The following is a 23,086-nucleotide window of genomic DNA, read 5'->3' on the forward strand; positions in this document are numbered from 1 at the left end:
CGTCGAGGCGCAGAGGAGATCCGGGTGGCACGCAAGCCGATGTCGGTACGCGGCCGCTGGCTGTGGGGGACCGGTGCTGCGCTTGCAGTGCTCGTCGCGGTGGTCGGCGGTCTGATCCTCCAGCCGTGGCTGCTCTTCACCGACGTGCGGGTGCAGGACGAGATCCCCGTCGCGGCCTCGCCGTCGAGCGAGCCGGCGCCGACCGCGTCGGCGGGGGTCGAGCTCGCCGAGCAGCCGGCTGTCGACCCGCCGGCGCCCACCGGCCCGGTCGACCTTCTCGCCGGGACGTTCGTGAGCCATGAGCACACCACGACCGGATCGGCTCGCGTGATCGAGCATTCCGACGGCACCCGGCAACTCGCCCTCGTCGGTCTGGAGACGAGCAACGGCCCGGACGTCCACGTGTGGCTCAGTGCGGGCCCCGTGATCGAAGGATTCGACGGATGGTTCACGGCCGCAGGATACGAGCAGGTGGACCTCGGGCCGATCAAGGGCAACCTCGGCGATCAGCTCTACGACATCCCCGCTGGTGTGGATCTGAGTGCGTACCGCACGGTCGATCTGTGGTGCGTTCAGTTCGCCGTCTCTTTCGGCGCGGCGGCCCTGGCCTGAACGGACCGGTAGAATCGGGCGATCCCCCGCATCTTCGAGGAGCCCGCTCATGACCCGCATCTCCGATTCCGGACTCTCCGTCGCCGTTGTCGGCGCCACCGGCCAGGTCGGCACCGTCATGCTCGAGATCCTCGAGGAGCGCGGCTTCCCGGTGCGCGAGCTGCGGGCCTTCGCGACGGCCCGCTCGGCGGGCTCTGACGTCGTCTTCCAGGGCAAGGCCGTGACCGTGGAGGATGTCGCGACCGCCGACCCCTCGGGCATCGACATCGCCCTGTTCTCGGCCGGCGCCACCGGATCGCGCGCACACGCGCCCCGCTTCGCCGAGGCCGGCGCGATCGTCATCGACAACTCCAGCGCCTGGCGCATGGACCCCGACGTGCCGCTGGTGGTCAGCGAGGTCAATCCGCACGCGATCGCAGACGCGCGCAAGGGCATCATCGCCAACCCGAACTGCACGACGATGGCCGCGATGCCGGTCCTGAAGCCGCTCGACGCCGAGGCAGGCCTCGAGCGGCTGATCGTGTCGACGTTCCAGGCCGTGAGCGGATCCGGCCTCGCCGGCGCGCAGGAGCTGCTCGGCCAGGTCGAGGGCGTCCTGGCCCAGGGCGACACGCTGCGTCTGGTGCACGACGGCTCGGCGGTGGATTTCCCGCAGCCTGAGAAGTACATCGCCCCGATCGCGTTCGACGTGATCCCGTTCGCGGGCAACCTCGTCGACGACGGGCTCAACGAGACCGACGAAGAGAAGAAGCTCCGCAACGAGAGCCGCAAGATCCTCGAGCTGCCCGACCTGCGCGTGGCCGGCACGTGCGTGCGCGTTCCCGTGTTCACCGGCCACTCGCTGAGCATCAACGCCGAGTTCGCGCGCGAGCTCACCCCCGAGCGTGCGCGCGAGGTGCTCGCTTCGGCCCCGGGCGTCACTCTCGAAGAGGTGCCGACGCCGCTGTACGCCGCCGGAAAGGACGACTCGTTCGTCGGCCGCATCCGCGCCGACCAGTCCGCCCCCGACAACCGCGGCCTCGTGCTGTTCATCTCGAACGACAACCTGCGCAAGGGCGCCGCGCTCAACGCGGTGCAGATCGCCGAGGTGGTCGCGGCGAACCTGGGCGTCTCGGCCTGACGGTGACCGCCCGCGCACCCAGGACCGCCATCGCCCGCGTCGGCGTCGGCGTCGTCGCGGTGCTGCAGGCGACGTACGCGTTCCTCGCGTTCTGGGATCTCGCGCACCGGCGCGACGGCGACGTGCACGGCCCGCGGGCGGCGTGGATCCCGGTCATCCTGGTGAACTGGATCGGGCCCACGGTCTACTTCATGTTCGGCATCCGTCGCTGATCCCGCCTCTGGTCGTGTGCGTGAAAGAATCCCGGTTCTTGAGAGCTGCTGAGCGGCTCTCTGGCCGGTCGGGCGCTGACGGCGACCTAGAATTGTCAGGTGACCCACACTCCTGATTCCCCCCAGTTTCCGCGCGCCCACGACGAGGTCGTCGATGTCGCTCTGATCGGCGGCGGGATCATGAGTGCGACACTGGGCACGCTGCTGAGCGAACTGCAGCCGGACTGGAAGATCGTCGTGTACGAACGGCTGTCGGATGTCGCGCTCGAGAGCTCGAACGCGTGGAACAACGCCGGCACCGGTCACGCGGCGCTGTGCGAGCTCAACTACATGCCCGAGGGCGCCGACGGGGCGCTGGACCCGGGCAAGGCGATCTCGATCAACGAGCAGTTCCAGCAGAGCCGCCAGCTGTGGTCGTCGCTGGTCGAGCGAGGGGTGCTCGATGCGCCGTCGACGTTCATCAACTCGGTCCCGCATATGACGTTCGTGCGTGGCGAGAAAGACGTCGCATACCTCAAGAAGCGCTACGAGATCCTCAAGGAGCAGCCGCTGTTCTCGGGCATCGAGTACAGCGAGGACTCCCGCGTCATCAACACCTGGGCGCCGCTGCTCATGCAGAAGCGACTCAAGGGCGAGCCGTTCGCGGCCACTCGCGTTCCCGCCGGCACCGACGTCGACTTCGGCGCGCTCACCCATCAGCTGTTCGACGCCCTCCGCGCGCGGGGGGCCGACGTGATCACCAATCGCGAGGTGCGCCGCCTCAAGCGCCAGAAGGACGGAACCTGGCTGCTGAAGTGGCGTGACACGATCGGCCGCACCCCGGGGCAGACCCGCGCGCGCTTCGTGTTCGTGGGGGCCGGCGGATGGGCCCTCAAGCTGTTGCAGCGCTCGGGCATCCCTGAGATCGACGGCTACGGCGTGTTCCCGATCGGCGGCCAGTTCCTCAAGACCACCAACTCTGCCGTGGTCGCCCAGCACAAGGCGAAGGTGTACTCGCAGGCCTCGGTCGGCGCACCGCCGATGTCGGTGCCCCACCTCGACACGCGCGTCGTCGACGGCACGGCGTCGCTGCTGTTCGGGCCGTTCGCGACGTTCAGCCCGAAGTTCCTCAAGAAGGGGTCGATGCTCGACATCGTCGCCCAGGTGCGCTTGAAGAACCTCGGCCCGATGCTGAAGGTGGCGTGGGACAACCCGGGCCTCATCAAGTACCTCGTCGGCGAGCTTCTGAAGAACCACGCCAAGAAGGTTGAGAGCCTGCGCACCTTCATGCCGACCGCCAAAGACGAGGACTGGACGCTGATCAACGCCGGCCAGCGTGCGCAGGTCATGAAGAAGGACCCGCAGAAGGGCGGAGTCCTGCAGTTCGGCACCGAGGTCGTCACCGGCGGCGACGGCACGATCGCGGGTCTGCTCGGCGCCTCGCCGGGCGCCTCCACCGCCGTGTCGATCATGCTCGGGCTGCTCGGCACGTGCTTTCCGGACCGCATCGCCGACTGGCAGCCGCGCCTGCGCGAACTGATCCCAAGCTACGGCGCGACGCTCAACAGCGACGCCGAGGCCGCAAGCGAATCGCTCGCCGGGACTGCGGACGCCCTCGCGCTCCGGGAATGAGCCACCGACTCCGTCCAGCACGTCTTCGCAGAACCCGGCTGCTGCTGAGCGCGCTCGCGTTCGCATTCGTGCTCGTCGCCGGTGCGGTCGCGCCGACTGCGGCATCCGCTGTTCAGGCGAGCGCGCGCACGGGCGTCGACGACTTCGCGTTCGACTCGATCGAGGTCGAGTACTGGCTCGTGCGCGGCGAAGACGACCGCAGCAATCTGTATGTCACCGAGACGATCGTCGCGAGCTTCCCCGAGATCGACCAGAATCACGGCATTGTCCGCAAGCTGCCGCGGGTGCTCTCGGGCATCGACCTCGGAACGCGTGTCGAGGGCGTGACGGATGCCGACGGCCGGGCGATCCCGGCGTGGTCGACCGACACCGACGACGAGTGGATCTACATCCACACCGCCGGTGACGAATTCGTCCATGGCGAGCAGACCTATGTCATCTCCTACTCCATGAGCGACGTCGTGCTGCGCTACCAGGACACCGCGGCGGACGAGTTCTACTGGGACGTCACCGGCCTGGACCATGCTCAGCCGATGGGCCGGGTGGCCGCGATCGTGAACGTGGCCGGCGATGCGGCCGGGGGTCTGCTCGACGACCACTCGTTCTGCTACCAGGGCCCCCACGGGTCGACTGAGCGGTGCGGCATCGACGGACCCTCGGCGAGCGGGTTGTGGCCGGCTCCCGTGCGGGAGTGGGCTGCGGACGTGGGTGTTCAAGATGCCGTCTCAGAAGCGGTGCAGTTCGTCACCGCGGCGGTCGGGCTCGGCCCCCGAGAGAACGTCACGGTGGCGATCGGCTTCGAGCAGGGCACGTTCGCGGCCGCGTCGCCGGCACACGCCTCTGCGTGGTGGCAGTGGGTGCTCCCCGGGATCGCTCTGCTGGCAGGGTTCGGAGGTCTCGCCTTCGCGCTCGTGATGAGGCGGCTGCTGCGTCGCAACCCCGACCGGTCGCCGGTGATCGCCCAGTACTCGCCGCCCGCGCGCGAGTCCGTGACGATGTCGGCAGGCATCCTCGACCTCCCCGGCCGGGCACTGGCCGCGCACGCCGCCGAACTGGCCGTGCGCGGCGCGATCGAGATCCGGGCATCCGCAGGCCGCGCGCGGCCAGACGACTTCGAGCTCGTCCTGATCGGACGCGATGGGCTCGGAGTCGACGACAGGGCCGCCGTCGGCGCGCTGTTCGGCTACAAGGCCCGTCCGGGCGCGACGACCCGCCTCGGCACGTTCGCGAAGCAGCCGCCGAAGCGGGCGGTGGTCTACGTGCGGGGGATCGCGAAGCGGGTGCGGCAAGGCGGCTACCGCGAGGCTGCGCCGCGCTGGCCTGTGCGCGTTGTGGCCGCCGCCGGGGTCGCCGGATTCGCAAGCGCGCTGCTGACGTCGTTCGTCTTCCCGGAGGCGTCCGTGCGCGATGCCGTCCCCGCAGGTCTCGGCCACGTCGTGTGGGTCGTCGCGATCGTCAGCGGGCTCTTCGCCGCCGTCGGCACGCCGCTGCTCGTCAAGCTCCCCAAGACGGTGCTCACTGCCGCGGGCGGAGAGTGTGTCACCTACCTCCACGGCATCCGCGCCTACCTTCGCCTCGCCGAGGAGGAGCGCCTCGCCGCCGCGCAGGCTCTTCATACGGCCGACTTGGTCTCGTCGGGCCGCCGTTCGTTCGGGCAGGCGGTGGGTGGGCCGGGCGCTGATGTCGTCAACCTGTACGAACGGCTGCTTCCCTACGCGGTGCTGTTCGGCATGCAGCGCGAGTGGCTCGACGTGATCCGGGCGGCCGCGCCCGCAGGGGCGGCCACCGGCGACACGCCGCTGTTCGAGGCGATCCGCGCCGATTCGCTGACGAACGCGTCGTACGCGGTCGGCGTGCTCGCCGCGGCTCCGGTCGCACGGGGATCGTCGGGCGGCGCGGGTGAGGGGGCGGACGGCTGGTCGTCTGACGGCGGTTCTTCCGGCGACGGCTATTCGGGCGGCGGCGGAGGAGACGGCGGCTTCGGCGGGGAGTGACCGGCCGCGCCCACGTGCTCGCCGGGAGGCACCACGAGCACCGGTGTGCGCTCGTCGGCGGCGTCGCCGCACCCCGACTACGCTCGGTTCGTGGCCAAGCTCTACTTCCGTTACGGCGCGATGAACTCCGGCAAGTCGACCGCCCTGCTGCAGGCCGCGTACAACTACGAGGAACGCGGGCAGCATGTGCTGCTGGCCAAGCCCGCGATCGACACGAAGGGCGCCGAGCGCATCACGAGCCGGCTCGGCGTGTCGCGCGACGTGGACTTTCTGATCCGGCCGGGCGACGACGTGCGGGCGCTGTTCGCCGCACACCGCTCGCGCCTGCGTCGCCACGAGATCGACACGCTGATCCCCGACCAGGGAGGCATGATCCCCGACGTCGCGTGCCTGCTCATCGACGAGGCGCAGTTCCTCACCCGGGACCAGGTCGACGACCTGATGCGCATCGTGGTGCTCGACGGGGTGCCGGTGCTCGCATACGGCATCCGCACCGACTTCCGCACCGACGCCTTCCCCGGCTCGCGGCGCCTCATGGAGCTCTCCCACAGCCTGGAAGAGCTCAAGACCATCTGCCGATGCGGGCGCAAGGCGATCTTCAATGCGCGCCTGGTCGGTGGGCGATTCGTGTTCGACGGCGACCAGGTCGCTATCGACGAGCTCTCGGCAGACCGCGTGACCTATGAGTCGATGTGCGCCGAGTGCTACCTGCGCGAGTCGGGCGGACGCCTCGGCTGAGCTGGCCCCACCCGCTTCGCGGGCACTCGATCACCGGGCAGAAGGCGCTTCAGGCGCGCGCGTGGGCCTCGTCAGCCCGTCGGCGCGGGGGCAGCGGGATCAGCATCGACGTCGAGCGCTTGTACGCCGCGTAGGCGGGGTACTTCGCCGACGAGATCGACTCGGTGAAGATCGTCGAGCCGATGAACAGCACGGTCAGCAGTGCGGCCCCCGCGATGGTCCAGTTGATCGCTGCGCCCCATAGCCCGAGACCGGATGCCACGGCCGCGGTCGCCCCGATCGCGTAGAACGCCCACCACTGGGCCTGCTCGAAGAAGAAGTTCGGGTGACGGCTGTAGGCGAACAGGCCCGTGGTCAGGAAGCCGGGCTCGAGCGCACCGCCGGCCGCTTTCTTGGCCCGATGGAACTCCCACTGCTGCTGGTCGGCGATGAACTCGCCCACGAGGAAGGCGACGAACAGCGCCGCGAAGGCGGCATCCCACCCGGTGAACCCGGCGGGGTGGAGGTAGGCGTAGTAGGCCGGGAGCGTGATGAGCACGAGCAGCGCGTTCTGGTAGAGCACGATGAACGCCAGGTTGAACACCTGGAACTGCCACGGCTTCATGCGGGCGCGCAGGATCGCCCAGCGGTAGTCCTCCATGCCGGTGTAGCCGCCCTTGCGGGCGAAGTTGAACGTCAGTCGCGCGCCCCACGCCGTCGCGAGCAGCGCCATGACGATCAGACGCACGACATCGGCGCCCTGCACGATCGCGGCCACCGCGAAGACCCACACGTAGACGACGGGCACGATCGACCAGATGCGGTCGACCCACGAGGTGTCCTTCGTGACCAGCGATGCGACCCAGCAGAAGGCGCAGGTCGCCGCGGCGACGATGACGACGAGCAGGAGGGGATCCATGGGGCCAGCGTACTTGCTCGCGCACGCTTGTTCGCCTGCTTGTTTGCACGTGCGGGAGCGCGTCCCCTATTGTGGTCAGACCATGAGGAGGTGACCGTGACCGAACAGCCGCGCGCATGGCGCATCGTGCTCGACCGCATCGAGGCGGACCTTGTCGCCGGCAGGCTCGGCCCCGGCGACCGGCTGCCGTCCGAGCGCGACCTCGTCGCGCAGCTCGGCGTCGGGCGCTCCAGCGTGCGCGAGGCGCTGCGCGTCCTCGAGGTCATGGGACTCATCCGCACCGCAACCGGGTCAGGGCCCAACGCCGGGGCCATCGTCATCTCATCGCCCACCGGCGGCATGGCGGCCCTCCTGCGCCTGCAGGTGGCCGCGAAGGGCTTCCCGATCGCCGACATCGTCGCAACCCGCCTGCTGCTCGAGGAGTGGGTCATGCGCACGCTCGCCTCGACTCCCGACGCCGAGCGCGACCTCGCCCTGGCCCACGAGACGCTCCTTGCGATGGACGACCAAGCCCTGACATCGACGGAGTTCCTCGCGCTGGACGCCGCGTACCACCTCGCGCTGGCGAAGGCCTCCGGCAATCAGGTCGTCGCCTCGACCATGGAGGGGCTGCGCACGTCGATTGAGGAGTACGTGCTGGACACCCTCACGCGGATCCCGGACTGGGATGCTGAGGCGGCCGTGCTGCGCGGCGAGCACCACGGCATCCTCGAGGCGATCGAGAAAGACGACCCCGCACTCGCCGAGCGGCGCGTGCACGACCACATCACCCGCTACTACCTGACACCGCGCGTCGGCGCGTGACGCACGAGAGGAACCGCATGGTCACCCGCCAGCTCCCCAAGATCCCCGAGCTCTTGGAGCTCATGCAGTTCAAGACCCCCGATCTCAACGCGCGCCGGCGCCGGCTCGACGCGGCGCTCACGATCTACGACCTGCGCGCCATCGCCAAGCGCCGCACCCCCCGCGCCGCGTTCGACTACACCGACGGCGCCGCCGAGGGCGAGCTGTCGCTGGCGCGGGCGCGACAGGCGTTCGAGGACGTCGAGTTCCACCCGTCGATCCTGCGGCCGGCCGAGAACGTCGAGGTCTCCACGACGATCCTCGGCGGACCGTCGGCGCTGCCTTTCGGCATCGCGCCGACCGGGTTCACGCGGCTCATGCAGACCGAGGGCGAGTCGGCCGGGGCCTCGGCGGCGGCCGCCGCCGGCATCCCGTTCACCCTCTCGACCCTCGGCACGACCTCGATCGAGGGTGTGAAGGCCGCCAACCCGCACGGGCGCAACTGGTTCCAGCTCTACGTCATGCGCAACCGTGAGATCTCGTACGAGCTCACCCGTCGCGCGGCGGCCGCGGGCTTCGACACGATCATGTTCACCGTCGACACTCCGGTCGCGGGGGCACGTCTGCGCGACAAGCGCAACGGGTTCTCCATCCCGCCGCAGCTGACGCTCGGCACGATCATCGACGCGATCCCGCGTCCGTGGTGGTGGTTCGACTTCCTGACGACCCCCAAGCTCGAGTTCGCGTCGCTGTCGTCGACGGGCGGCACCGTCGGCGAGCTGCTGGATGCGGCAATGGATCCCACGATCAGCTACGACGACCTCGCGGTGATCCGCGAGCTGTGGCCCGGGAAGATCGTCATCAAGGGCGTGCAGAACGTCGAGGACTCCACGCGCCTGGTCGACCTCGGCGTCGACGGGATCGTGCTCTCGAACCACGGCGGGCGCCAGCTCGACCGCGCGCCCATCCCGTTCCGGCTGCTGCCCGAGGTGGTTCGCGAGGTCGGGCGCGACGCGACGATCATGGTCGACACCGGCATCATGAACGGCGCCGACATCGTCGCATCCGTCGCCCTCGGCGCGAAGTTCACCCTCATCGGCCGCGCATACCTGTACGGCCTCATGGCCGGCGGACGTCAGGGCGTGGACCGCACCATCGCGATCCTGCGCAGCGAGATCGAGCGCACGATGAAGCTGCTGGGCGTCGCCTCGCTCGAAGAGCTCGAGCCGAAGCACGTGACCCAGCTCACGCGGCTCGTGCCCGTCTCGGCGCCCACAGCGGCGGCCGTCGAGGTCTGAGGCCGGTCAGCGCGACGGGAGGGTGGGGATGAGCCGCTCGAGATACTCGGCGGTCTGTTCCCACCCCTCGACCGCGTGGCACGCCACGCCCATCGCGAGCACGGGGTAGTCGTTGCCGTGCGGGTCGAGGCGGTCGCCCACGAAGAGCATGTCGTCGAGGGGGATGCCGGTCTGCTCCGCGAGCTGCCGCATGCCGTACGCCTTGTCGATGCCGCGATGGGTGATGTCGATGGACGTCGACCCGCCGGAGCGCACCTCGAGATCGGGAATGAGCACGGCGACCGCGTCGCGGAGCGTGTTCTTCTTCGCGCCGGTCGGGTCCCACACGGTCTTCGCCGCGAGGGGAGCGCTCTGCCCGAGCGCCGAGAAGGTGATCTGCGAGCCGCGATCCTCGAGGATCTCGCCCCACGTCTCGGACTCCCAGTAGCCCAGGCGGCGCGCCTCGGATTCCACGGCCACCAGCGCGCGGGCCTTCTCGTCCGCCGAGAGCGAGCGCGCGTAGATCGTCTCGATGCCGCCCTCGCCGATGCGGTAGTACTGGGTGCCGCAGGTGGGAAGCAGGTGGAGGCGGCCGAAGACGGCGGGGGAGGCATCCGGAAGCCTGTCGACGACCTGCGAGCGGAACTGGGCGAGCTGCCCGCCCGAGATGATCGCGACCTCGACCCGCTCGGCGAGGGCGATGAGCAGTTCGCCGATCCGCGGGTCGATCGCGCTCTTGGAGGGCGCGAGGGTGTCGTCGAGGTCGAAGGCGACGAGACGCGGCGCGGTCATGGGACTCCCTGTGATCGAATCTACGGAAAAGGCTCCACCTGTGCGGTGGAGCCTTTTCATGGTCGGGGTGACAGGATTTGAACCTGCGGCCTCTTCGTCCCGAACGAAGCGCGCTACCAAGCTGCGCCACACCCCGTGGCAACCCTCCAAGCCTACAGGATCGGCGGGCGTGCTCCGAATCGAGCGGGAGTCCCGGGGGTGTCGCTCGCCACCAGCGTCACGAGCGATGCCTCGGGTCGACACGCGAACCGCACGGGCGCATAGATCGAGTGGCCGATGCCCGCGCTGACGTTCAGCGGAACGGATCGCGACCGGTGCGACCAGGTGCTCAGCCCCCGCGCCTGGCGCAGCGGGATGTCGCAGTTGGCCACCAGCGCCCCGTAACCGGGCACGCGGACCTGCCCGCCGTGCGTGTGGCCGGCGAAGATCGCGTCCGCCCCGAAGTCCGTGAAGGCGTCCAGCACACGACGGTACGGGGCGTGGGTGACGCCGATCGTGAACGCGGCGTCATCGTCGCGGACCTCTTCGAGGGCGTCCGGGATCAGGTCGAGCCGGTCCCAGCGCCGGTGGGCGTCGCTCACGCCGAAGGCGTCGATGGTCACCCCGCCTACCTCGAGCCGCGCCGCCGTGTTGTTCAGGTCGATCCAGCCGAGGTCGTCGGTGAGATAGCCGTCCAGCGCGCCCGTGTCGAGCGGCTCCGCCGCGGTCGTGATCTTGGAGGGTCCGGTGAAGTACCGGAACGGGTTGCGCGGCGAGGGCGCGGCGTGGTCGTTCGAGCCGTGCACGAACACCCCCGGGATGCCGCGGAACGGCGCGAACGCGCTGCGCAGGCCCCTCAGGCCCTGGGCGTGGCCGAGGTTGTCGCCTGTGTTGACGATGAGGTCGGGGCGCAGGTCGACGAGGGAGGCGATCCAGCGCTGCTTGCGGTGCTGCCACGGCGCCATGTGCGCATCCGAGAGGTGCAGCACGCGGATGGGGGCGGACCCGGGAGGCAGGATCGCGAGCTCGTGCTCACGCACCGTGAAGAGGTATCGCTCGATGCCGATGCCCCACACCGCCGCGCCGACGCCGACCGCCCCCACCGCGCCGAGCACGGTGAGGGCGGTCTTGGCGTCTCTCGCAGACGGCACTAGCCGTTACCGCCGCCGGGGGCCGGGGTCGGGCCGCCGCCCCCGCCACCGCCGCCGCCCCCGCCGCCGCCGCAGGTGGCGGAAGCGTAATCCACGATCACCTGGTTGTTGCGGTTCACGACGCTTCCGGCGCCCGGGTTGGTGCCGGTCGCGCGCTGCTGGTTGCCGGGGACGCTTGCGTCCACCGTGCACGAGCCGCGCTGAACGTTGCCGAAGCCGGCCCGCTGGACGGTGCGGACGGCGTCGTCGAGCGCCTTGCCTGCGACATCCGGAACCGCGATGCCCTGTCCGTTGCTCGGGTTGATCGTGACCGTCGAGCCGCCCGCCACCTGACCCGGGCCGGGGTTCTGCGCCGCGACGACGCCCTCGCCCGCGTTCGAGTCGACGGGATCGCCGACGACGACCTCGAAGCCGGCCGCGTCGAGCGTGGCCTTGGCCTGGTCGATCGACATGCCCACGACGTTCGGCAGCTCCTTGAGAACCTGCTTGGTCAGTTCGGTGTCGGGGCGGGCGAACGCGTCGCCACCGTACGCGAGGTTCGCCACGTACTGCACGTCGCGGGCGATGCTGTAGCGGACGTTCGACAGGGCATAGTCATTGAACCACGTGTTGAAGATGTCGCCGCCGCCGTAGGCGTTGCCCACCCAGGCCGCCGTGGCGACCTTCGTGCTCGACTCGATCATCCACGTCTGGCGCGCCTCGTGCGTGCCGGTCTTGCCGAGCACGGGGATGCCGTCGTACGGGTTGCCTCCGGAACCCGTGCCGCCGTTCATGACGCCCTGCAGAGCGTAGGCAGCCGTCGCGGCGACCTTCGGATCGATGACCTGCTTGCAGTCGGGCGCGGGGATCGCGATGTCGTTGCCGTCGGCGTCGGTGATGCGGTCGATCACGCGCGGCTTGCAGTACATGCCGTTGTTGGCGACCGTCGCATATGCCTCGGCCATCGCCAACGGCGAGATGGCGTTCGAGCCGATGATCGAGCTGAGGCCCTCCATCTTGACAGGCTGGCCGTTTGCCAGCGTCGCGCCCATCTTCGTCGCGACATTCTTGATGTCGCACAGGTCGAGCTTCTCGGCCATCGCGAAGAATCCGGTGTTCAGCGACGCGGCGGTGAACTGCATCGGTGTGCCGATGCGACCCCGGTCCTTGCCGAAGTTGTTGACGATCTCGTTCTTCTCGTTGATCCAGTCGCCTTCGCACGAGTTCTTGAGCCTCTTGATCGGCCGCAGCGTGCCGTTGAGCACCTCGTTGACCGAGTTCCCCTTCTCGAGCCAGTCGATGAGCGTGAAGAGCTTGAAGGTCGAGCCAGTCTCGAAGCCGGTCGAACCGCCGTAGGTCTCGTCGCCGGCATAGACCAGTGACGAGTACTGGGGGTTGTTCTGCGTGACCGCAGGGTCCTCGCTGAACTGTGTGTTCTGCGCGATCGAGAGCACGCGGCCGGTGGTTGCCTCGATGCTCGTCGTGGTCGATCCGAACCGTCCTGGCGGCAGTCCCGCTGACGTCGGCATGTCGATGTAGCCCGGCGTGTACTCGACCATGGCCGCTTCTGCCGCGTCCTGCACACGCGGGTCGAGCGTCGTGTAGACGCTCAGGCCGCCGCGCTGCAGGGTCTCCTGCCGTTCCTCGGCGGTCGCGCCGAATGCGGGGTCGTTCAAGATGACGTACTTCACGTACTGGCAGAAGTACGCCCTGCCGCCCGCTGCCGCACAGCCCACCTGCGGATCGCGGATATCGGGCGTGATCGGCCAGGCCATCGCCTCGACGTACTGCTCGCGCGTGATCTTGCCGTCTTCGAGCATGCGGCCAAGCACGTACATCTGGCGCACCTTCGTCGAGGTGTAGCCGTCGAGCGCGGCGTCGCGCTGCTCCTGTGTGATCTCGCCGGACGCGACCAGGCTGTCTATGGACTCGTACTCGCCTTCGTCGATCTGGCCGTCGGCCGCCTTGTTGTACGTGGTGCCGTCATCGGCCACGATCGACCCATCGACACGATCGATGCGGTACCGGTTGGGGTTCTGCACCATGCCGGCGAGCGTCGCCGCCTGGGCGATGGTCAGGTTCGCCGCCGTGGTGGCGAAGTAGTGGCGGGCGGCCGCCTCGATGCCGTACGTCGTACCGCCGAAGTTCGTGATGTTGAGGTATCCGAGCAGGATGTCGTTCTTGGAATACTTCTGCTCGAGCGCGATCGCGTAGCGCATCTCTTGCAGCTTGCGCGTGTAGCCCTCGCTGCCCGTTGCCGTGGTCGCGTCCTCCCAGCAGTTCTGCAGCACCTCGTCGCGCGACACCTCGACCTCGGCGACGCCGTTCTCGTCGACGATGCGTTCGCCCGCGTCATCCGTCTTGTACACGGTCTCGGCGTTCTGCTCGCATTTCTGGATCAGGACGTTCTTGACGTACTGCTGGCTGATCGACGAGCCGCCCTGGGTCTCGCCGCCCTGCGCGTTCGACAGCAGCGCGCGGGTCGTGCCGATGAGGTCGATGCCGCCGTGCTGGTAGTAGCGCGGGTCTTCGCTGGACAGCAGCGCGTCGAACATGACCGGGGTGATCTGCTCGTACGCGACCGGCGTGCGGTCCTGCTCGAGGAACTGGGTCATGAGCACGGGCTGCCCGGTGCCGGGGTCGGTGTAGTAGAAGTGGCTCGGCTCCATCAGCTTGCCGATGTCGAGCACGGTCGGCAGGTTGTCGAACATCGTGATCGCGCTCGTGGCAGCTGCGCCCGAGAGAGCGATCGCCGGCGTGACGGTGAGGGTGACGAGGACACCCGCGACGGCGCTGAGGCCGACGAGGCCGGCGAAGCCTCCGAGCGCGCCACTAGCCGTCCGTTTCGTATCAGGCATAGGCTCGATCGTAGGGGAGATTACTGGGTGAATCCTTGGCAGACGGGCCATCGCTGAGCTTCTTCCCAGACTTTCTTCACCAGCTCGATCCCGCCGACCCCTTATCGAGGAGCCGCATGACCACGTGGGAATACCTCACCACCCCGCTGCTGATCCACAACACCGCCGCGATCCTCAACAACTGGGGCAAGCAGGGCTGGGAACTCGTCCAGGTGGTGCCTGGGCCCGAAGGCGGTCTGGTCGCCTACCTCAAGCGCCCGTCGGGCGGCGGCGAGGCGAACGCCGGACTGGATGCCGCGGCCCAGGCAGCGCGCCAGTTCGACGGGCAGTGAGCTCATGACGACGATCAGCGAACGTCTCGCAGCGCTCGGCATCCAGCTTCCCGATGTCGTGCCGCCCGTGGCCGCCTACATTCCCGCGAAGGCGCACGGCGACCTCGTCTTCACCGCCGGGCAGCTGCCGATGGTGTCGGGTGCGCTGCCCGCGATGGGCAAGGTCGGTGACGGCCACGGCCTGGTGCCGGCATCCGACGCCAACGCCCTCGCGCGCCAGTGCGCGCTCAACGCGATCGCGGCTGCTGCTGCCGCCGTCGGCGGCGTCGACCGGCTGACCGGGGTCGTGAAGGTCACCGGTTTCGTCGCATCCGTTGCCGACTTCACCGGTCAGCCAGGGGTCGTCAACGGCGCCAGCGAGCTGCTTGCCGAGGTGTTCGGCGAGGCGGGCGTGCACGCGCGCTCGGCGGTCGGCGTCCCGGTGCTCCCGCTGGACTCGCCCGTCGAGGTCGAGGTCGTCTTCTCGTACGCGTGAACGAGTCACCCGCGGGGGACCCCGGCCCGGTGCTCTCCATCTGGGCCCACTACGACGACGACCTCATCTTCGGAAACCCCACGATCGATACGGCCGTCGTGCGCGGCGCACCGGTCACGACCGTGTTTCTCACGTGCTCCGACGCCGGCCGCGGCGCCGCCTACGTCGCAGGGCGCGAGCAGGGACTCAAGCACGCGTACGAGCACATGCACGGCGCCCCGCTCACCTGGCGCGTCGGCCAGCGCCGGATCCAGGATGTCCCGGTGCTCACGTGGACCGCGGTCGAGGCGCCGATCACGCTCGGGACCCTGGGGCTGCCGGACGGGCGACCGAACGGAGCGGGCTTTCCCGAGACCGGAAGCCAGAGCCTGCGGCAGGTGCTCGAGGAGACGGCGGACGGGATCACGCCGCTCACCGGCGGCCCGCGCGTGAGCGGCGAGCATTTGGTGGATGTGATCGCCGACCTGCTGGAGCGGCATGCGGGCGGCAGGATCCTCGCGCACGCGCCGGCGAGCGCGGGGCCGCTCGCCCGCGAGGACCACTCCGACCACTGGTCGACGGGCGAGTTCGTGCGTCGCGCCGCCGCACGCGCCGGCATCGGTGACGACGGCGTATCGTGGCGCATCGGCTATCCGTCGGTGGGGCTGCCGGCCACGCACGACGAGGCCGTGCTGCGACGCAAGGTCGAGGTCTTCCGCACGTACGCCGCGCACGATCCGGTCGTCGCGCGCGACGACCCCGAAGAGACGCTCGCATTGCGCGGCTTCGGTCAGTGGCTGCGCCGCAGCTATGGCATCGATCCCGCGACCGGCACGCCGACGGCGCTCTAAGCCGGGCCTGCCGTACTCGGCCCTGTCGTACCCGGGCCTGCCGTACCCTGCCCTGTCGCACCGCGGCGCGCAGGCCCCGCGAGCGCGGCGCGGAGGGCGTCGCCCAGAGCGACGGTGGTGCACGACGCCGAGAACGCCTCGGCGCATGCCAGCGCCCCGGCCGACATCCGGGCGCGCCAGGGCGCGTCCGCCAGCAGCCGGATGGCGGCGGCGGCCAGCGCGTCCACGTCGCCGCTCTCGACGAGCACCTCGCCGCCCACGGCGGCGCGGTCGCGGGGACCGTACCGCACGTCGTACGACAAGACGGGGCATCCGCGGCTCATCGCCTCGAGCGGAGCGAGACCCTGCCCCTCGTATGCCGAGGTCTGGAACGCGAACGCCGCACCGTCGAAGACCGCCGCGCCTCGGTCGGTGTGGCCGTGCAGCGTCACCCGGTCGCCGACACCGAGGTCATCGATCTCGCGCTCGAGATCTGCCCGGAGCGGTCCGTCGCCGTAGATGTCGAGCCGAGCCCCCGGAATCTCGCGCACGACCTGCGCCCACGCGCGCACGGCGTGCGCGATCCGCTTCACAGGGGCGAGTCGGGCCAGGATCACCGCGCGGGGCTCGACGGTCTGCGCCGGGTCCGCCGCCACCGGCGGTGCGGCGTGCGGCACGACGGCGTTCACCGTGGCCGAGCCGAACCGTGCCTCGACATCGTCGCGCTGCTGCCGCGTCGGCCACAGCACCGCGTCGAAGGCGGGCATCGCGTCGAACCATCGTCTCCACAGGGCGTTCACCGGGGCATCGGCGGTGTAGGGCGGCTCGAGGTGCGAGGTGTGGATCGTGTGCACGATCCGCACGCGCGGGTTCGCCCAGTCGGCGATGAGCAGCCCCACCTGGCGCGACTCGCACACCACCACGACCGGCGTCCGCGGCGTGTCGCGCGTGAGCCGAGCCACGACGTGGTCGAGCCACGCGTGGTAGAGGCCCCGGAAGCCGCGCAGGAATCTGTCGCCGTCGGCGCCGTGCACGACCACCGGGGCATCGGTGAGGAACCATTCGGGGCTGTCGACGACGGGGATGCCGGCCACCGGCCGATCCGCGTCGTCGACGATCGCGCGCAAGGGCGCCCGCGGGGTTCCCTCGGCGGGCTTGGCGCGGTCATACGCCCACGAGGGGTCGGCGCGGAGTTCGTCGAAGAGGTTGCAGAACACATCCGTGGACTGCACCTGGCCCGACGCGAGCAGCGCGGCGCGGTGTGCGGCGTGGTCGGCCGTCGTGCCGGGGTCGACGGTGAGCAGCAGCGGCCCGCGGTTGGCGTCGGCGCCGGCATCCGCCATCTGACGGGCACGGCGCAGCGTCGCGACCGTGAATCCGCCGTCGAGGTCGGGGACGATACGCGACGAGAGGATCACATAGTGCGCGGAAGGCAGGGCCCGGCGCCCCTCATCGTCGGCGTGCATCAGGTCAGTCTGGCACTACCTGACCTGCGCCGAGATGACGCTCATCACCGCGGTGTCCGCGAGCGTGGTGGTGTCTCCGACCTCCCGGCCCTCGGCGACGTCGCGAAGCAGGCGCCGCATGATCTTGCCCGAGCGGGTCTTGGGAAGCTCCCCGACGATGTAGACATCGCGCGGGCGGGCGATCGGGCCGATCTGCTCGCCGACCCACAGCCTCAGCGAGCCGGCGAGACCCTCGGGGGAGTGCTCGGCGAGGTAGGACTCCTTGACGATGACGAAGGCCACGACAGCCTGGCCGGTCGTCTCGTCGGATGCCCCGACCACCGCGGCTTCGGCGACCGCCTCGTTGCCCACCAGGGCCGATTCGATCTCGGTGGTCGACAGGCGGTGGCCCGAGACGTTCATGACGTCGTCGACGCGGCCCATGAGCCACACCTCGCCGTCGTCGTCGAGGCGCGCCCCGTCGCCGGCGAAGTAGAAGCCCTGCTTCTGGAACTTCTCCCAGTAGGTCTCGACGAACCGCTCCGGGTCGCCCCAGATGCCGCGCAGCATGCTCGGCCACGGCTCGGTGATCACGAGCAGTCCGCCGTTGCCGTTGCCGACGTGGGTGCCGTCCTCGTCGACGACGTCGATCGAGATGCCGGGGAACGCCACCTGCGCCGAGCCGGGCTTGGTCTCGGTGACGCCGGGAAGCGCCGAGATCATGATCGCGCCGGTCTCGGTCTGCCACCAGGTGTCGACGATCGGCGCGGTCTTGCCGCCGATGATCTTGCGGTACCACATCCATGCCTCGGGGTTGATGGGCTCGCCCACCGAGCCGAGCAGGCGCAGCGACGACAGGTCGAACTGCTTGGGCACCTTGCGGCCGATCTTCATGAACGAGCGGATCGCGGTGGGCGCGGTGTAGAGGATCGTCACGCCGTACTTCTGCACGATCTCCCACCAGCGGCCGGGATGCGGCGTGTCGGGGGTGCCCTCGTACAGCACCTGAGTGGCGCCGTTGGCGAGCGGCCCGTAGACGACGTACGAGTGGCCGGTGACCCAGCCGATGTCGGCCGTGCACCAGAACACGTCGGTCTCGGGATGCAGGTCGTGCACGACCTTGTTCGTGAAGGTCGCCTGCGTGAGGTATCCGCCGGTGGTGTGCAGGATGCCCTTGGGCTTGCCGGTGGTGCCGGAGGTGTAGAGGATGAACAGCGGGTTTTCGGCGGGGAACGGCTGCGCCTCGTGCTCGGCCGAGGCCTGCGGCACGACGTCGTGCCACCACAGATCGCGGCCCTCGGTCCACTCCACGTCGTTGCCGCCGCGCTTGACGACGAGCACGTGCTCGACGGTCTGCTGCGGGCCCGAGCCGTTGCGGTCCCGCAGGGCGAGGTCGACGGCGGGCTTGAGCGGCGACACCTTGCCCTTGCGGTAGCCCCCGTCGGCGGTGATCACGACCTTCGCGGCCGCGTCGTCCAGGCGCGCGCGCAGGCTGTCGGCCGAGAAGCCGCCGAACACGACCGAGTGGATCGCGCCGATGCGCACCACCGCGAGCATCGCGGCGACGGCCTCGGGGATGGCGGGCATGTAGATCGCGACGCGGTCGCCGCGCCCGACGCCGAGGCCCTCGAGCACGTTCGCGAGACGCTTGACCTCGTCGGTCAGCTCCGCGTAGGTGACGCGGCGTTCGTCGCCGGGCTCGCCCTCCCACAGCAGCGCCACCCGATCGCCGTTGCCGGCCTCGACGTGACGGTCGAGGCAGTTGTACGCGACGTTCAGCTCGCCGTCGGCGAACCACTTCGCGAACGGCGGGTTCGACCAGTCGAGCACCTCGGTGAAAGGCTTGTGCCAGTGCAGCAGGTCGCGCGCCTGCGCGGCCCAGAATCCCTCGCGATCGGTCTTCGATCGGTCGTAGAGGTCGGCGCTCGCGACCGCGTCGGCGACGAACTCGGTCGGCGGCGCGAAGCGCCTGGACTCGGTGAGAAGGTGGTCGATCTGACTGCTCATGCGCAGCGCTCCTTTGCGGCAACTCGAGATCTCGGCACACGGCCGGACGACACGGTCAATCTACCCAGGCGCACCGGTGGCCACTACCTCCGATAGTGGGTGTATCGGGATATCGGCGACACAACTGATATATCGCTCGGAATAGAACATTCCGTTTGGCAGGTCGTCGTGTTCTTGCGTATGCTCATCAGCGGCCGAACATCGATTCTGGCATTGCGACACCCGAAGCACCCCCCGAAATGCGGTGTCGCGCGTGGCGGCATCCCATTCCCCCCATGGGATGCCGCCCTCTTTCGTTTTCGGCGGTCGCTCGCGGTCTTCTCCTCCCCAGCCGGGCGGGATCGCCGGTTTCGCACGGATGCCGCATACGGCCCCTCTCGGGCGTCGTCGACGGGCCTACCGTCGAGGCATGCCCGCACCCTTCGTCATCCAGCCGCGCGACTCTCGCGACGGCGACGGCGGCGTTCCGGCGGCGGCGGAGCCGAGGCATCCGGCCCTCGCGCCCTTCGCGCGGTACCTCGCCGATCCCGAGGTGACGGATCTGTTCGTGAACTCCGCCGCGGGGCTCTATGTCGATCGCGGGGACGGCGCCCGGCGTGCGCCCGAGTGGCGCGCCGCCGAAGATGACGTGCGCGACCTCGCCATTGACCTCATCGCGGCGGGAGGCCGGCACATCGACGACGCGACGCCGTGCGTCGACGTGCGGCTGGACGCAGGCATCCGGGTGCACGCGGTGCTGCCGCCGATCTCGCCCGAGGGCACCGTCATCTCGCTGCGCGTGCCTCGGTTCGACCGGCCGTCGCTCGCGGCGCTCGAGCGGCGCGGCACGCTCGACGCGCAGCGCCGCGCGTGGCTCGAGCAGCTCGTGGCGCGGCGCGAGAACCTGCTCGTCACCGGCGCGGCCGGGGCGGGAAAGACGACGTTGCTCGCGGCCCTGCTCGGGTGCGCGGCACCGTCCGAGCGGATCGTCACGATCGAAGACGTGGCGGAGCTTCGCATCGACCACCCGCACCATGTGCGGCTCGAGGCCCGTCAGCCCAACCTCGAGGGCGCGGGCGGCATCGGGCTGGAGCGGCTGCTGCGTGAGGCGCTGCGCATGCGCCCCGACCGGCTCGTCGTCGGCGAATGCCGTGGCGCCGAGGTGCGCGAACTCCTCGCCGCGCTGAACACCGGCCACGACGGCGGCGCCGGCACGCTTCACGCGAACGGCCTGGCGGACGTCCCCGCGCGCCTCGAGGCGCTGGGGGCACTTGCCGGCCTCGACGACCGTGCGCTCGCGCGGCAGGTCGTAAGCGCGATCGGCGTCGTGCTGCACGTCGAGCGCACCGCCGACGGCACGCGCAGGCTCGCCGAGGCAGGCACTCCGGTGATCGGCCCCGACGGTCGCCTCGCGATCGAGGAGCGGGGGTGGGAGTCATGATGCGCCCGAGGCGACGCGCAGCCGGTGCGCCGCAGGCGTCGGCACCCGACACGGTGCTCACCCTCGCGGTGCTGCTCGCCGCGGGCGTGTCGGGCGTGCGCGCGTGGCGGCACCTCGCAGACACCGGCGACGCCGGCGCACGTCGCGTCTGCGACGCACACGACGAGGGGATGCCGCTCCCCGCCGCGATCGCGGCCCTCGGCGGCACGTGGACCGACGTGGCAGCCGCATGGTCGGTTGCCACGACCGTCGGCGCCCCGCTCGCCGACAGCCTGCGCGCGATCGCGTCGTCGCTGCGCGATGCGCAGGAGGCCGCCGACGACGTGCGCGTGGCGCTCGCCGAGCCGGCCGGCACCGCCCGGCTCATGGGGTGGCTGCCGCTCGTCGCGATCGCGTTGAGCCTGCTGCTCGGCTTCGACGTGGTGGGCGTCCTTCTCGCCCAGCCGCTCGGCATCGCGTGCCTCGTCGCGGGCGGTGCGCTCATGCTCGCCGCCCGCCGTTGGAACGCCGCTCTCGTGCGCCGCGCGACCCTGGCCGCTGCGGTGCCCGGGCTCCACGCGGAGCTGCTGGCCATCGGCTTGGGCGGCGGGGTCTCGATCGACCGGGCTCGCGCTATCACGGCCGCCGCGCGGGGCCAGGACGAGCCGGTGACTGATGTCGCGACCGACGCGGTCCTCGCGCTCTCGCGCACCGCGGGCGTTCCCGCCGTCGAGCTGCTGCGGGCTCAGGCGGCGCTCGCGCGGCACCGCGCCCGCGTCGACGGCCGCCTTCGTGCCGCGCAGCTGTCGTCGCGGCTGCTGCTGCCGCTGGGCGTCTGCACGCTCCCCGCGTTCCTGCTGCTCGGCGTTGCCCCCATGCTCCTGAGCGTCATGTCGTCCTTCGACCTGACGCTGTTCTGACGTGCCCGAGACAACCCCTTGAAGAGAGGAATGAACCGATGACCGACACCCCCACCCAGACGCCTTCCGAGTCGCCGACCCAGGCGGGCCCGCTGCCACGGCTCGACCGCAGGCGCGCCGTGCGCCTGTTCGGCGATGAGACCGGAGCGGCCACCGCCGAGTACGCGATCGCGACGATGGCCGCCGTCGCGTTCGCGGGACTTCTGGTCGTGATCATGCGCAGCGACGAGGTGCGCGGCATCCTCACGGATCTCGTGCGCCGCGCGCTGACGGTCGAGTGATCGGTCGCGCTCTGCGCCGCGGCTCGGGCGGCGGCCGGTGCCTGCGGTCGGATGATCGAGGTTCGGTCGTCGCCGAGTTCGCGATCGCGCTTCCCGCGGTGGTCCTCGTGCTGGTCCTCGGCGCCGGCGCGCTCGCGCAGGGCGGGCGTCAGGTGCGGCTCGAGGATGCCGCGGCCGATGCGGCTCGTCTCGTCGCGCGGGGCGAAGACCCTGCGCGTGCCGTGTCGCTCGTCCTCGGCGCCGTCCCGGGTGCCGAGGTGACCGTGCAGGCCCGCGGCGACCTCGTGTGCGTCGTGGCGGCGGCTCCGGGCCTCCCGTCATTGTTCCGGTCGGTCCCGGTGACGAGCTGCGCGCTCGCGGGTGGGCGTTGACCGGTGGCGGGGAGCGTTCTGGCGGTCGGGGTGGCGGGGGCTGCGGCATCCGTCGTCTTCGTCGTCTGCGTGGGGGCCGCAGCGGCCGTCGCCGGTCAGCGGGCTGCGGCGGCGGCCGACGCGGCAGCCCTCGCGGCGGCCGACGCGGCTTCGGGTGCGGTGAGCGGCGTGCCGTGCGAGAGAGCGGAGCAGATGGCCGATGCCGCGTCTGTCCGTCTCGTCTCGTGCGAGGTAGACGGTCTCATCGCGACCGTCGCGGTGGCGGGCCGCTTCGGACCCTTCGCCGTGCCCGCCGCCGCGCGCGCCGGGCCCGAGCCCTGAGGATCGAAAACGCGCGGGCGCGCGCCTTGCTGTCTGACCTGCCCGGTACCGTCGATCATCGACGTGCGCATCACGTCAAATGCAACCGGCCGAGGCTCTTCGAGATCAGATCGGTCGTCAATGGCAGGCCCCTCGAATGGACGCTGGAGCAGTGAGCATAACCGCATGACCGAGCAAGGAGTTCTGCAGAGCTTGATCTCGAAGTGGGTTTCTCTTGCGTCCGAGTATGCGTCGGGCGCGCCCGACGTCCGCGCTTACTACATCTACGGCGCGTCGGAGAAGCCGGGCGTTACGTACATCAACGTTCTATTCGAGCAGGCGGGCTCCCTCGTCTATCCCTCTGACCTCGTTGGAGCGAACGCCTCAATAGAGCGGGCCTCGTTGATACAGCGACTTTTCCGGGATGACCTCTTCGAAGCGCGCGCGCAGTTTGAGGCACTGGGGGTGCAGACGCCGACTGAGTACAGGGTCTACTACGAACCAGCGACCCGGAAGCTGGACGTGCAGGTGTCACGAGAGTTGATCTACCGCTACTCCGACAGGGAGCCCGGTACTGATGGATTCCATCGTTGGCTGGGGGATCGGGCGCCCAAGCTGTTCTAGCTGTTCTTCCCACGGTGGTTGTGTGCAGCGTGGCGTGATGGGGTAGGGCGAGGACCTCCGGTATCGATGTGGGTTACCACACTCACTCGATCCACGGAGGTCCTCGTGTCTTACGTTAC

At 70.0% G+C, this 23,086-nt stretch carries 23 protein-coding genes and 1 tRNA gene; 17 read left to right on the top strand and 7 right to left on the bottom strand.

Annotated features, from left to right (window positions below; all coding sequences use genetic code 11):
• The first annotated feature begins 24 nt into the window (after positions 1-24).
• The 6 genes from AB1K54_RS16400 (at position 25) to AB1K54_RS16425 (ending at position 6,287) form a co-directional block, all read left to right on the top strand.
• The gene (locus tag AB1K54_RS16400; protein WP_371203834.1) at positions 25-612 is read left to right on the top strand and encodes a DM13 domain-containing protein; all 588 of its coding nucleotides are present in this window, start codon (positions 25-27) and stop codon (positions 610-612) included.
• A 49-nt stretch (positions 613-661) separates the two neighbouring features.
• Complete coding sequence (locus AB1K54_RS16405) at positions 662-1,732, top strand: aspartate-semialdehyde dehydrogenase (protein ID WP_371203835.1); 1,071 nt, start codon at positions 662-664, stop codon at positions 1,730-1,732.
• A gap of 2 nt (positions 1,733-1,734) precedes the next feature.
• Positions 1,735-1,944 carry a PLDc N-terminal domain-containing protein gene (locus AB1K54_RS16410; protein WP_371203836.1) on the top strand — a complete coding sequence of 70 codons (210 nt, stop codon included), beginning with the start codon at positions 1,735-1,737 and terminating at the stop codon, positions 1,942-1,944.
• 99 nt (positions 1,945-2,043) lie between these two features.
• Positions 2,044-3,555 carry a malate dehydrogenase (quinone) gene (mqo, locus tag AB1K54_RS16415; RefSeq protein ID WP_371203837.1) on the top strand — a complete coding sequence of 504 codons (1,512 nt, stop codon included), beginning with the start codon at positions 2,044-2,046 and terminating at the stop codon, positions 3,553-3,555.
• A complete protein-coding gene (locus tag AB1K54_RS16420) occupies positions 3,552-5,549 on the top strand; it encodes a DUF2207 domain-containing protein (RefSeq protein ID WP_371203838.1) in 1,998 nt (665 codons plus the stop codon). The genes mqo and AB1K54_RS16420 overlap by 4 nt, the downstream gene beginning before the upstream one ends.
• 90 nt (positions 5,550-5,639) lie before the next feature.
• Positions 5,640-6,287, top strand: coding sequence for a thymidine kinase (locus tag AB1K54_RS16425; RefSeq protein WP_371203839.1), 648 nt, complete (start codon positions 5,640-5,642; stop codon positions 6,285-6,287).
• Positions 6,288-6,336: 49 nt separating this feature from the next.
• Here AB1K54_RS16425 and AB1K54_RS16430 read toward each other — a convergent pair whose 3' ends face one another.
• Positions 6,337-7,185 carry a DUF1295 domain-containing protein gene (locus tag AB1K54_RS16430; RefSeq protein WP_371203840.1) on the bottom strand — a complete coding sequence of 283 codons (849 nt, stop codon included), beginning with the start codon at positions 7,183-7,185 and terminating at the stop codon, positions 6,337-6,339.
• A gap of 96 nt (positions 7,186-7,281) precedes the next feature.
• On the opposite strand from AB1K54_RS16430, the gene AB1K54_RS16435 reads away from it, so the two are divergent.
• Complete coding sequence (locus AB1K54_RS16435) at positions 7,282-7,989, top strand: FadR/GntR family transcriptional regulator (protein WP_371203841.1); 708 nt, start codon at positions 7,282-7,284, stop codon at positions 7,987-7,989.
• A 17-nt stretch (positions 7,990-8,006) separates the two neighbouring features.
• Positions 8,007-9,266, top strand: a complete 1,260-nt coding sequence (locus tag AB1K54_RS16440; protein WP_371203842.1) for an alpha-hydroxy-acid oxidizing protein — start codon at positions 8,007-8,009, stop codon at positions 9,264-9,266.
• A 6-nt stretch (positions 9,267-9,272) separates the two neighbouring features.
• Here AB1K54_RS16440 and AB1K54_RS16445 read toward each other — a convergent pair whose 3' ends face one another.
• From AB1K54_RS16445 to AB1K54_RS16460, 4 genes are all read right to left on the bottom strand, one after another.
• Positions 9,273-10,037, bottom strand: a complete 765-nt coding sequence (locus tag AB1K54_RS16445; protein ID WP_371203843.1) for an HAD-IIB family hydrolase — start codon at positions 10,035-10,037, stop codon at positions 9,273-9,275.
• A gap of 59 nt (positions 10,038-10,096) precedes the next feature.
• Positions 10,097-10,173: transfer RNA gene (locus AB1K54_RS16450), tRNA-Pro, on the bottom strand.
• Positions 10,174-10,189: 16 nt separating this feature from the next.
• Positions 10,190-11,167 carry a metallophosphoesterase gene (locus AB1K54_RS16455; protein WP_371203844.1) on the bottom strand — a complete coding sequence of 326 codons (978 nt, stop codon included), beginning with the start codon at positions 11,165-11,167 and terminating at the stop codon, positions 10,190-10,192.
• Complete coding sequence (locus AB1K54_RS16460) at positions 11,167-14,004, bottom strand: transglycosylase domain-containing protein (protein ID WP_371203845.1); 2,838 nt, start codon at positions 14,002-14,004, stop codon at positions 11,167-11,169. The genes AB1K54_RS16455 and AB1K54_RS16460 overlap by 1 nt, the downstream gene beginning before the upstream one ends.
• Positions 14,005-14,120: 116 nt before the next feature.
• Here AB1K54_RS16460 and AB1K54_RS16465 point away from each other — a divergent pair, with 116 nt between their 5' ends.
• Genes AB1K54_RS16465 through AB1K54_RS16475 form a run of 3 tightly spaced genes read left to right on the top strand, consistent with a single transcriptional unit; the run spans position 14,121 to position 15,641 of the window.
• Complete coding sequence (locus AB1K54_RS16465) at positions 14,121-14,336, top strand: hypothetical protein (RefSeq protein WP_371203846.1); 216 nt, start codon at positions 14,121-14,123, stop codon at positions 14,334-14,336.
• A gap of 4 nt (positions 14,337-14,340) precedes the next feature.
• Positions 14,341-14,811 carry a RidA family protein gene (locus AB1K54_RS16470; RefSeq protein WP_371203847.1) on the top strand — a complete coding sequence of 157 codons (471 nt, stop codon included), beginning with the start codon at positions 14,341-14,343 and terminating at the stop codon, positions 14,809-14,811.
• Complete coding sequence (locus AB1K54_RS16475) at positions 14,808-15,641, top strand: PIG-L family deacetylase (protein ID WP_371203848.1); 834 nt, start codon at positions 14,808-14,810, stop codon at positions 15,639-15,641. Before AB1K54_RS16470 ends, AB1K54_RS16475 begins: the two co-directional genes overlap by 4 nt.
• On the opposite strand, the gene AB1K54_RS16480 is transcribed toward AB1K54_RS16475, so the two are convergent.
• Positions 15,638-17,086, bottom strand: coding sequence for a glycosyltransferase (locus AB1K54_RS16480; protein WP_371203849.1), 1,449 nt, complete (start codon positions 17,084-17,086; stop codon positions 15,638-15,640). The two genes, AB1K54_RS16475 and AB1K54_RS16480, sit on opposite strands and share 4 nt — an antisense overlap.
• A gap of 15 nt (positions 17,087-17,101) precedes the next feature.
• Positions 17,102-19,072, bottom strand: a complete 1,971-nt coding sequence (gene acs, locus AB1K54_RS16485; protein WP_371203850.1) for an acetate--CoA ligase — start codon at positions 19,070-19,072, stop codon at positions 17,102-17,104.
• A 409-nt stretch (positions 19,073-19,481) separates the two neighbouring features.
• Between acs and AB1K54_RS16490 the strand changes: the two genes are divergently transcribed.
• The 6 genes from AB1K54_RS16490 to AB1K54_RS16515 all read left to right on the top strand — a co-directional run bounded on the left by AB1K54_RS16490 (position 19,482) and on the right by AB1K54_RS16515 (position 22,967).
• Positions 19,482-20,492, top strand: a complete 1,011-nt coding sequence (locus tag AB1K54_RS16490; RefSeq protein WP_371203851.1) for a TadA family conjugal transfer-associated ATPase — start codon at positions 19,482-19,484, stop codon at positions 20,490-20,492.
• Positions 20,489-21,391, top strand: a complete 903-nt coding sequence (locus AB1K54_RS16495) for a type II secretion system F family protein (RefSeq protein WP_371203856.1) — start codon at positions 20,489-20,491, stop codon at positions 21,389-21,391. Before AB1K54_RS16490 ends, AB1K54_RS16495 begins: the two co-directional genes overlap by 4 nt.
• A gap of 38 nt (positions 21,392-21,429) precedes the next feature.
• Entirely contained in the window at positions 21,430-21,672 is a 243-nt protein-coding gene (locus AB1K54_RS16500) for a DUF4244 domain-containing protein (protein ID WP_371203852.1), read from the top strand.
• On the top strand, positions 21,669-22,043 hold the full coding sequence (locus AB1K54_RS16505; protein WP_371203853.1) for a TadE family type IV pilus minor pilin: 375 nt from the start codon (positions 21,669-21,671) through the stop codon (positions 22,041-22,043). The genes AB1K54_RS16500 and AB1K54_RS16505 overlap by 4 nt, the downstream gene beginning before the upstream one ends.
• A 3-nt stretch (positions 22,044-22,046) precedes the next feature.
• Positions 22,047-22,364, top strand: coding sequence for an Rv3654c family TadE-like protein (locus AB1K54_RS16510; protein ID WP_371203854.1), 318 nt, complete (start codon positions 22,047-22,049; stop codon positions 22,362-22,364).
• A 165-nt stretch (positions 22,365-22,529) separates the two neighbouring features.
• Entirely contained in the window at positions 22,530-22,967 is a 438-nt protein-coding gene (locus AB1K54_RS16515; protein WP_371203855.1) for a hypothetical protein, read from the top strand.
• The last annotated feature ends 119 nt before the right edge of the window (positions 22,968-23,086 follow it).

Origin of the sequence: Microbacterium sp. BWT-B31, from assembly GCF_041379855.1 — a bacterium.
Taxonomy (GTDB): Bacteria; Actinomycetota; Actinomycetes; order Actinomycetales; family Microbacteriaceae; genus Microbacterium.

Bases quoted from the DNA above. Each gene is read 5' to 3' on its own strand.
- AB1K54_RS16500 (WP_371203852.1), top strand. From the start codon at position 21,430: ATGACCGACACCCCCACCCAGACGCCTTCCGAGTCGCCGACCCAGGCG.
- AB1K54_RS16460 (WP_371203845.1), bottom strand. From the start codon at position 14,004: ATGCCTGATACGAAACGGACGGCTAGTGGCGCGCTCGGAGGCTTCGCC.
- AB1K54_RS16470 (WP_371203847.1), top strand. From the start codon at position 14,341: ATGACGACGATCAGCGAACGTCTCGCAGCGCTCGGCATCCAGCTTCCC.
- AB1K54_RS16405 (WP_371203835.1), top strand. From the start codon at position 662: ATGACCCGCATCTCCGATTCCGGACTCTCCGTCGCCGTTGTCGGCGCC.
- AB1K54_RS16465 (WP_371203846.1), top strand. From the start codon at position 14,121: ATGACCACGTGGGAATACCTCACCACCCCGCTGCTGATCCACAACACC.
- acs (WP_371203850.1), bottom strand. From the start codon at position 19,072: ATGAGCAGTCAGATCGACCACCTTCTCACCGAGTCCAGGCGCTTCGCG.
- AB1K54_RS16430 (WP_371203840.1), bottom strand. From the start codon at position 7,185: ATGGATCCCCTCCTGCTCGTCGTCATCGTCGCCGCGGCGACCTGCGCC.
- AB1K54_RS16420 (WP_371203838.1), top strand. From the start codon at position 3,552: ATGAGCCACCGACTCCGTCCAGCACGTCTTCGCAGAACCCGGCTGCTG.
- AB1K54_RS16480 (WP_371203849.1), bottom strand. From the start codon at position 17,086: ATGCACGCCGACGATGAGGGGCGCCGGGCCCTGCCTTCCGCGCACTAT.
- AB1K54_RS16440 (WP_371203842.1), top strand. From the start codon at position 8,007: ATGGTCACCCGCCAGCTCCCCAAGATCCCCGAGCTCTTGGAGCTCATG.
- AB1K54_RS16495 (WP_371203856.1), top strand. From the start codon at position 20,489: ATGATGCGCCCGAGGCGACGCGCAGCCGGTGCGCCGCAGGCGTCGGCA.
- AB1K54_RS16445 (WP_371203843.1), bottom strand. From the start codon at position 10,037: ATGACCGCGCCGCGTCTCGTCGCCTTCGACCTCGACGACACCCTCGCG.
- AB1K54_RS16490 (WP_371203851.1), top strand. From the start codon at position 19,482: ATGCCCGCACCCTTCGTCATCCAGCCGCGCGACTCTCGCGACGGCGAC.
- AB1K54_RS16515 (WP_371203855.1), top strand. From the start codon at position 22,530: ATGACCGAGCAAGGAGTTCTGCAGAGCTTGATCTCGAAGTGGGTTTCT.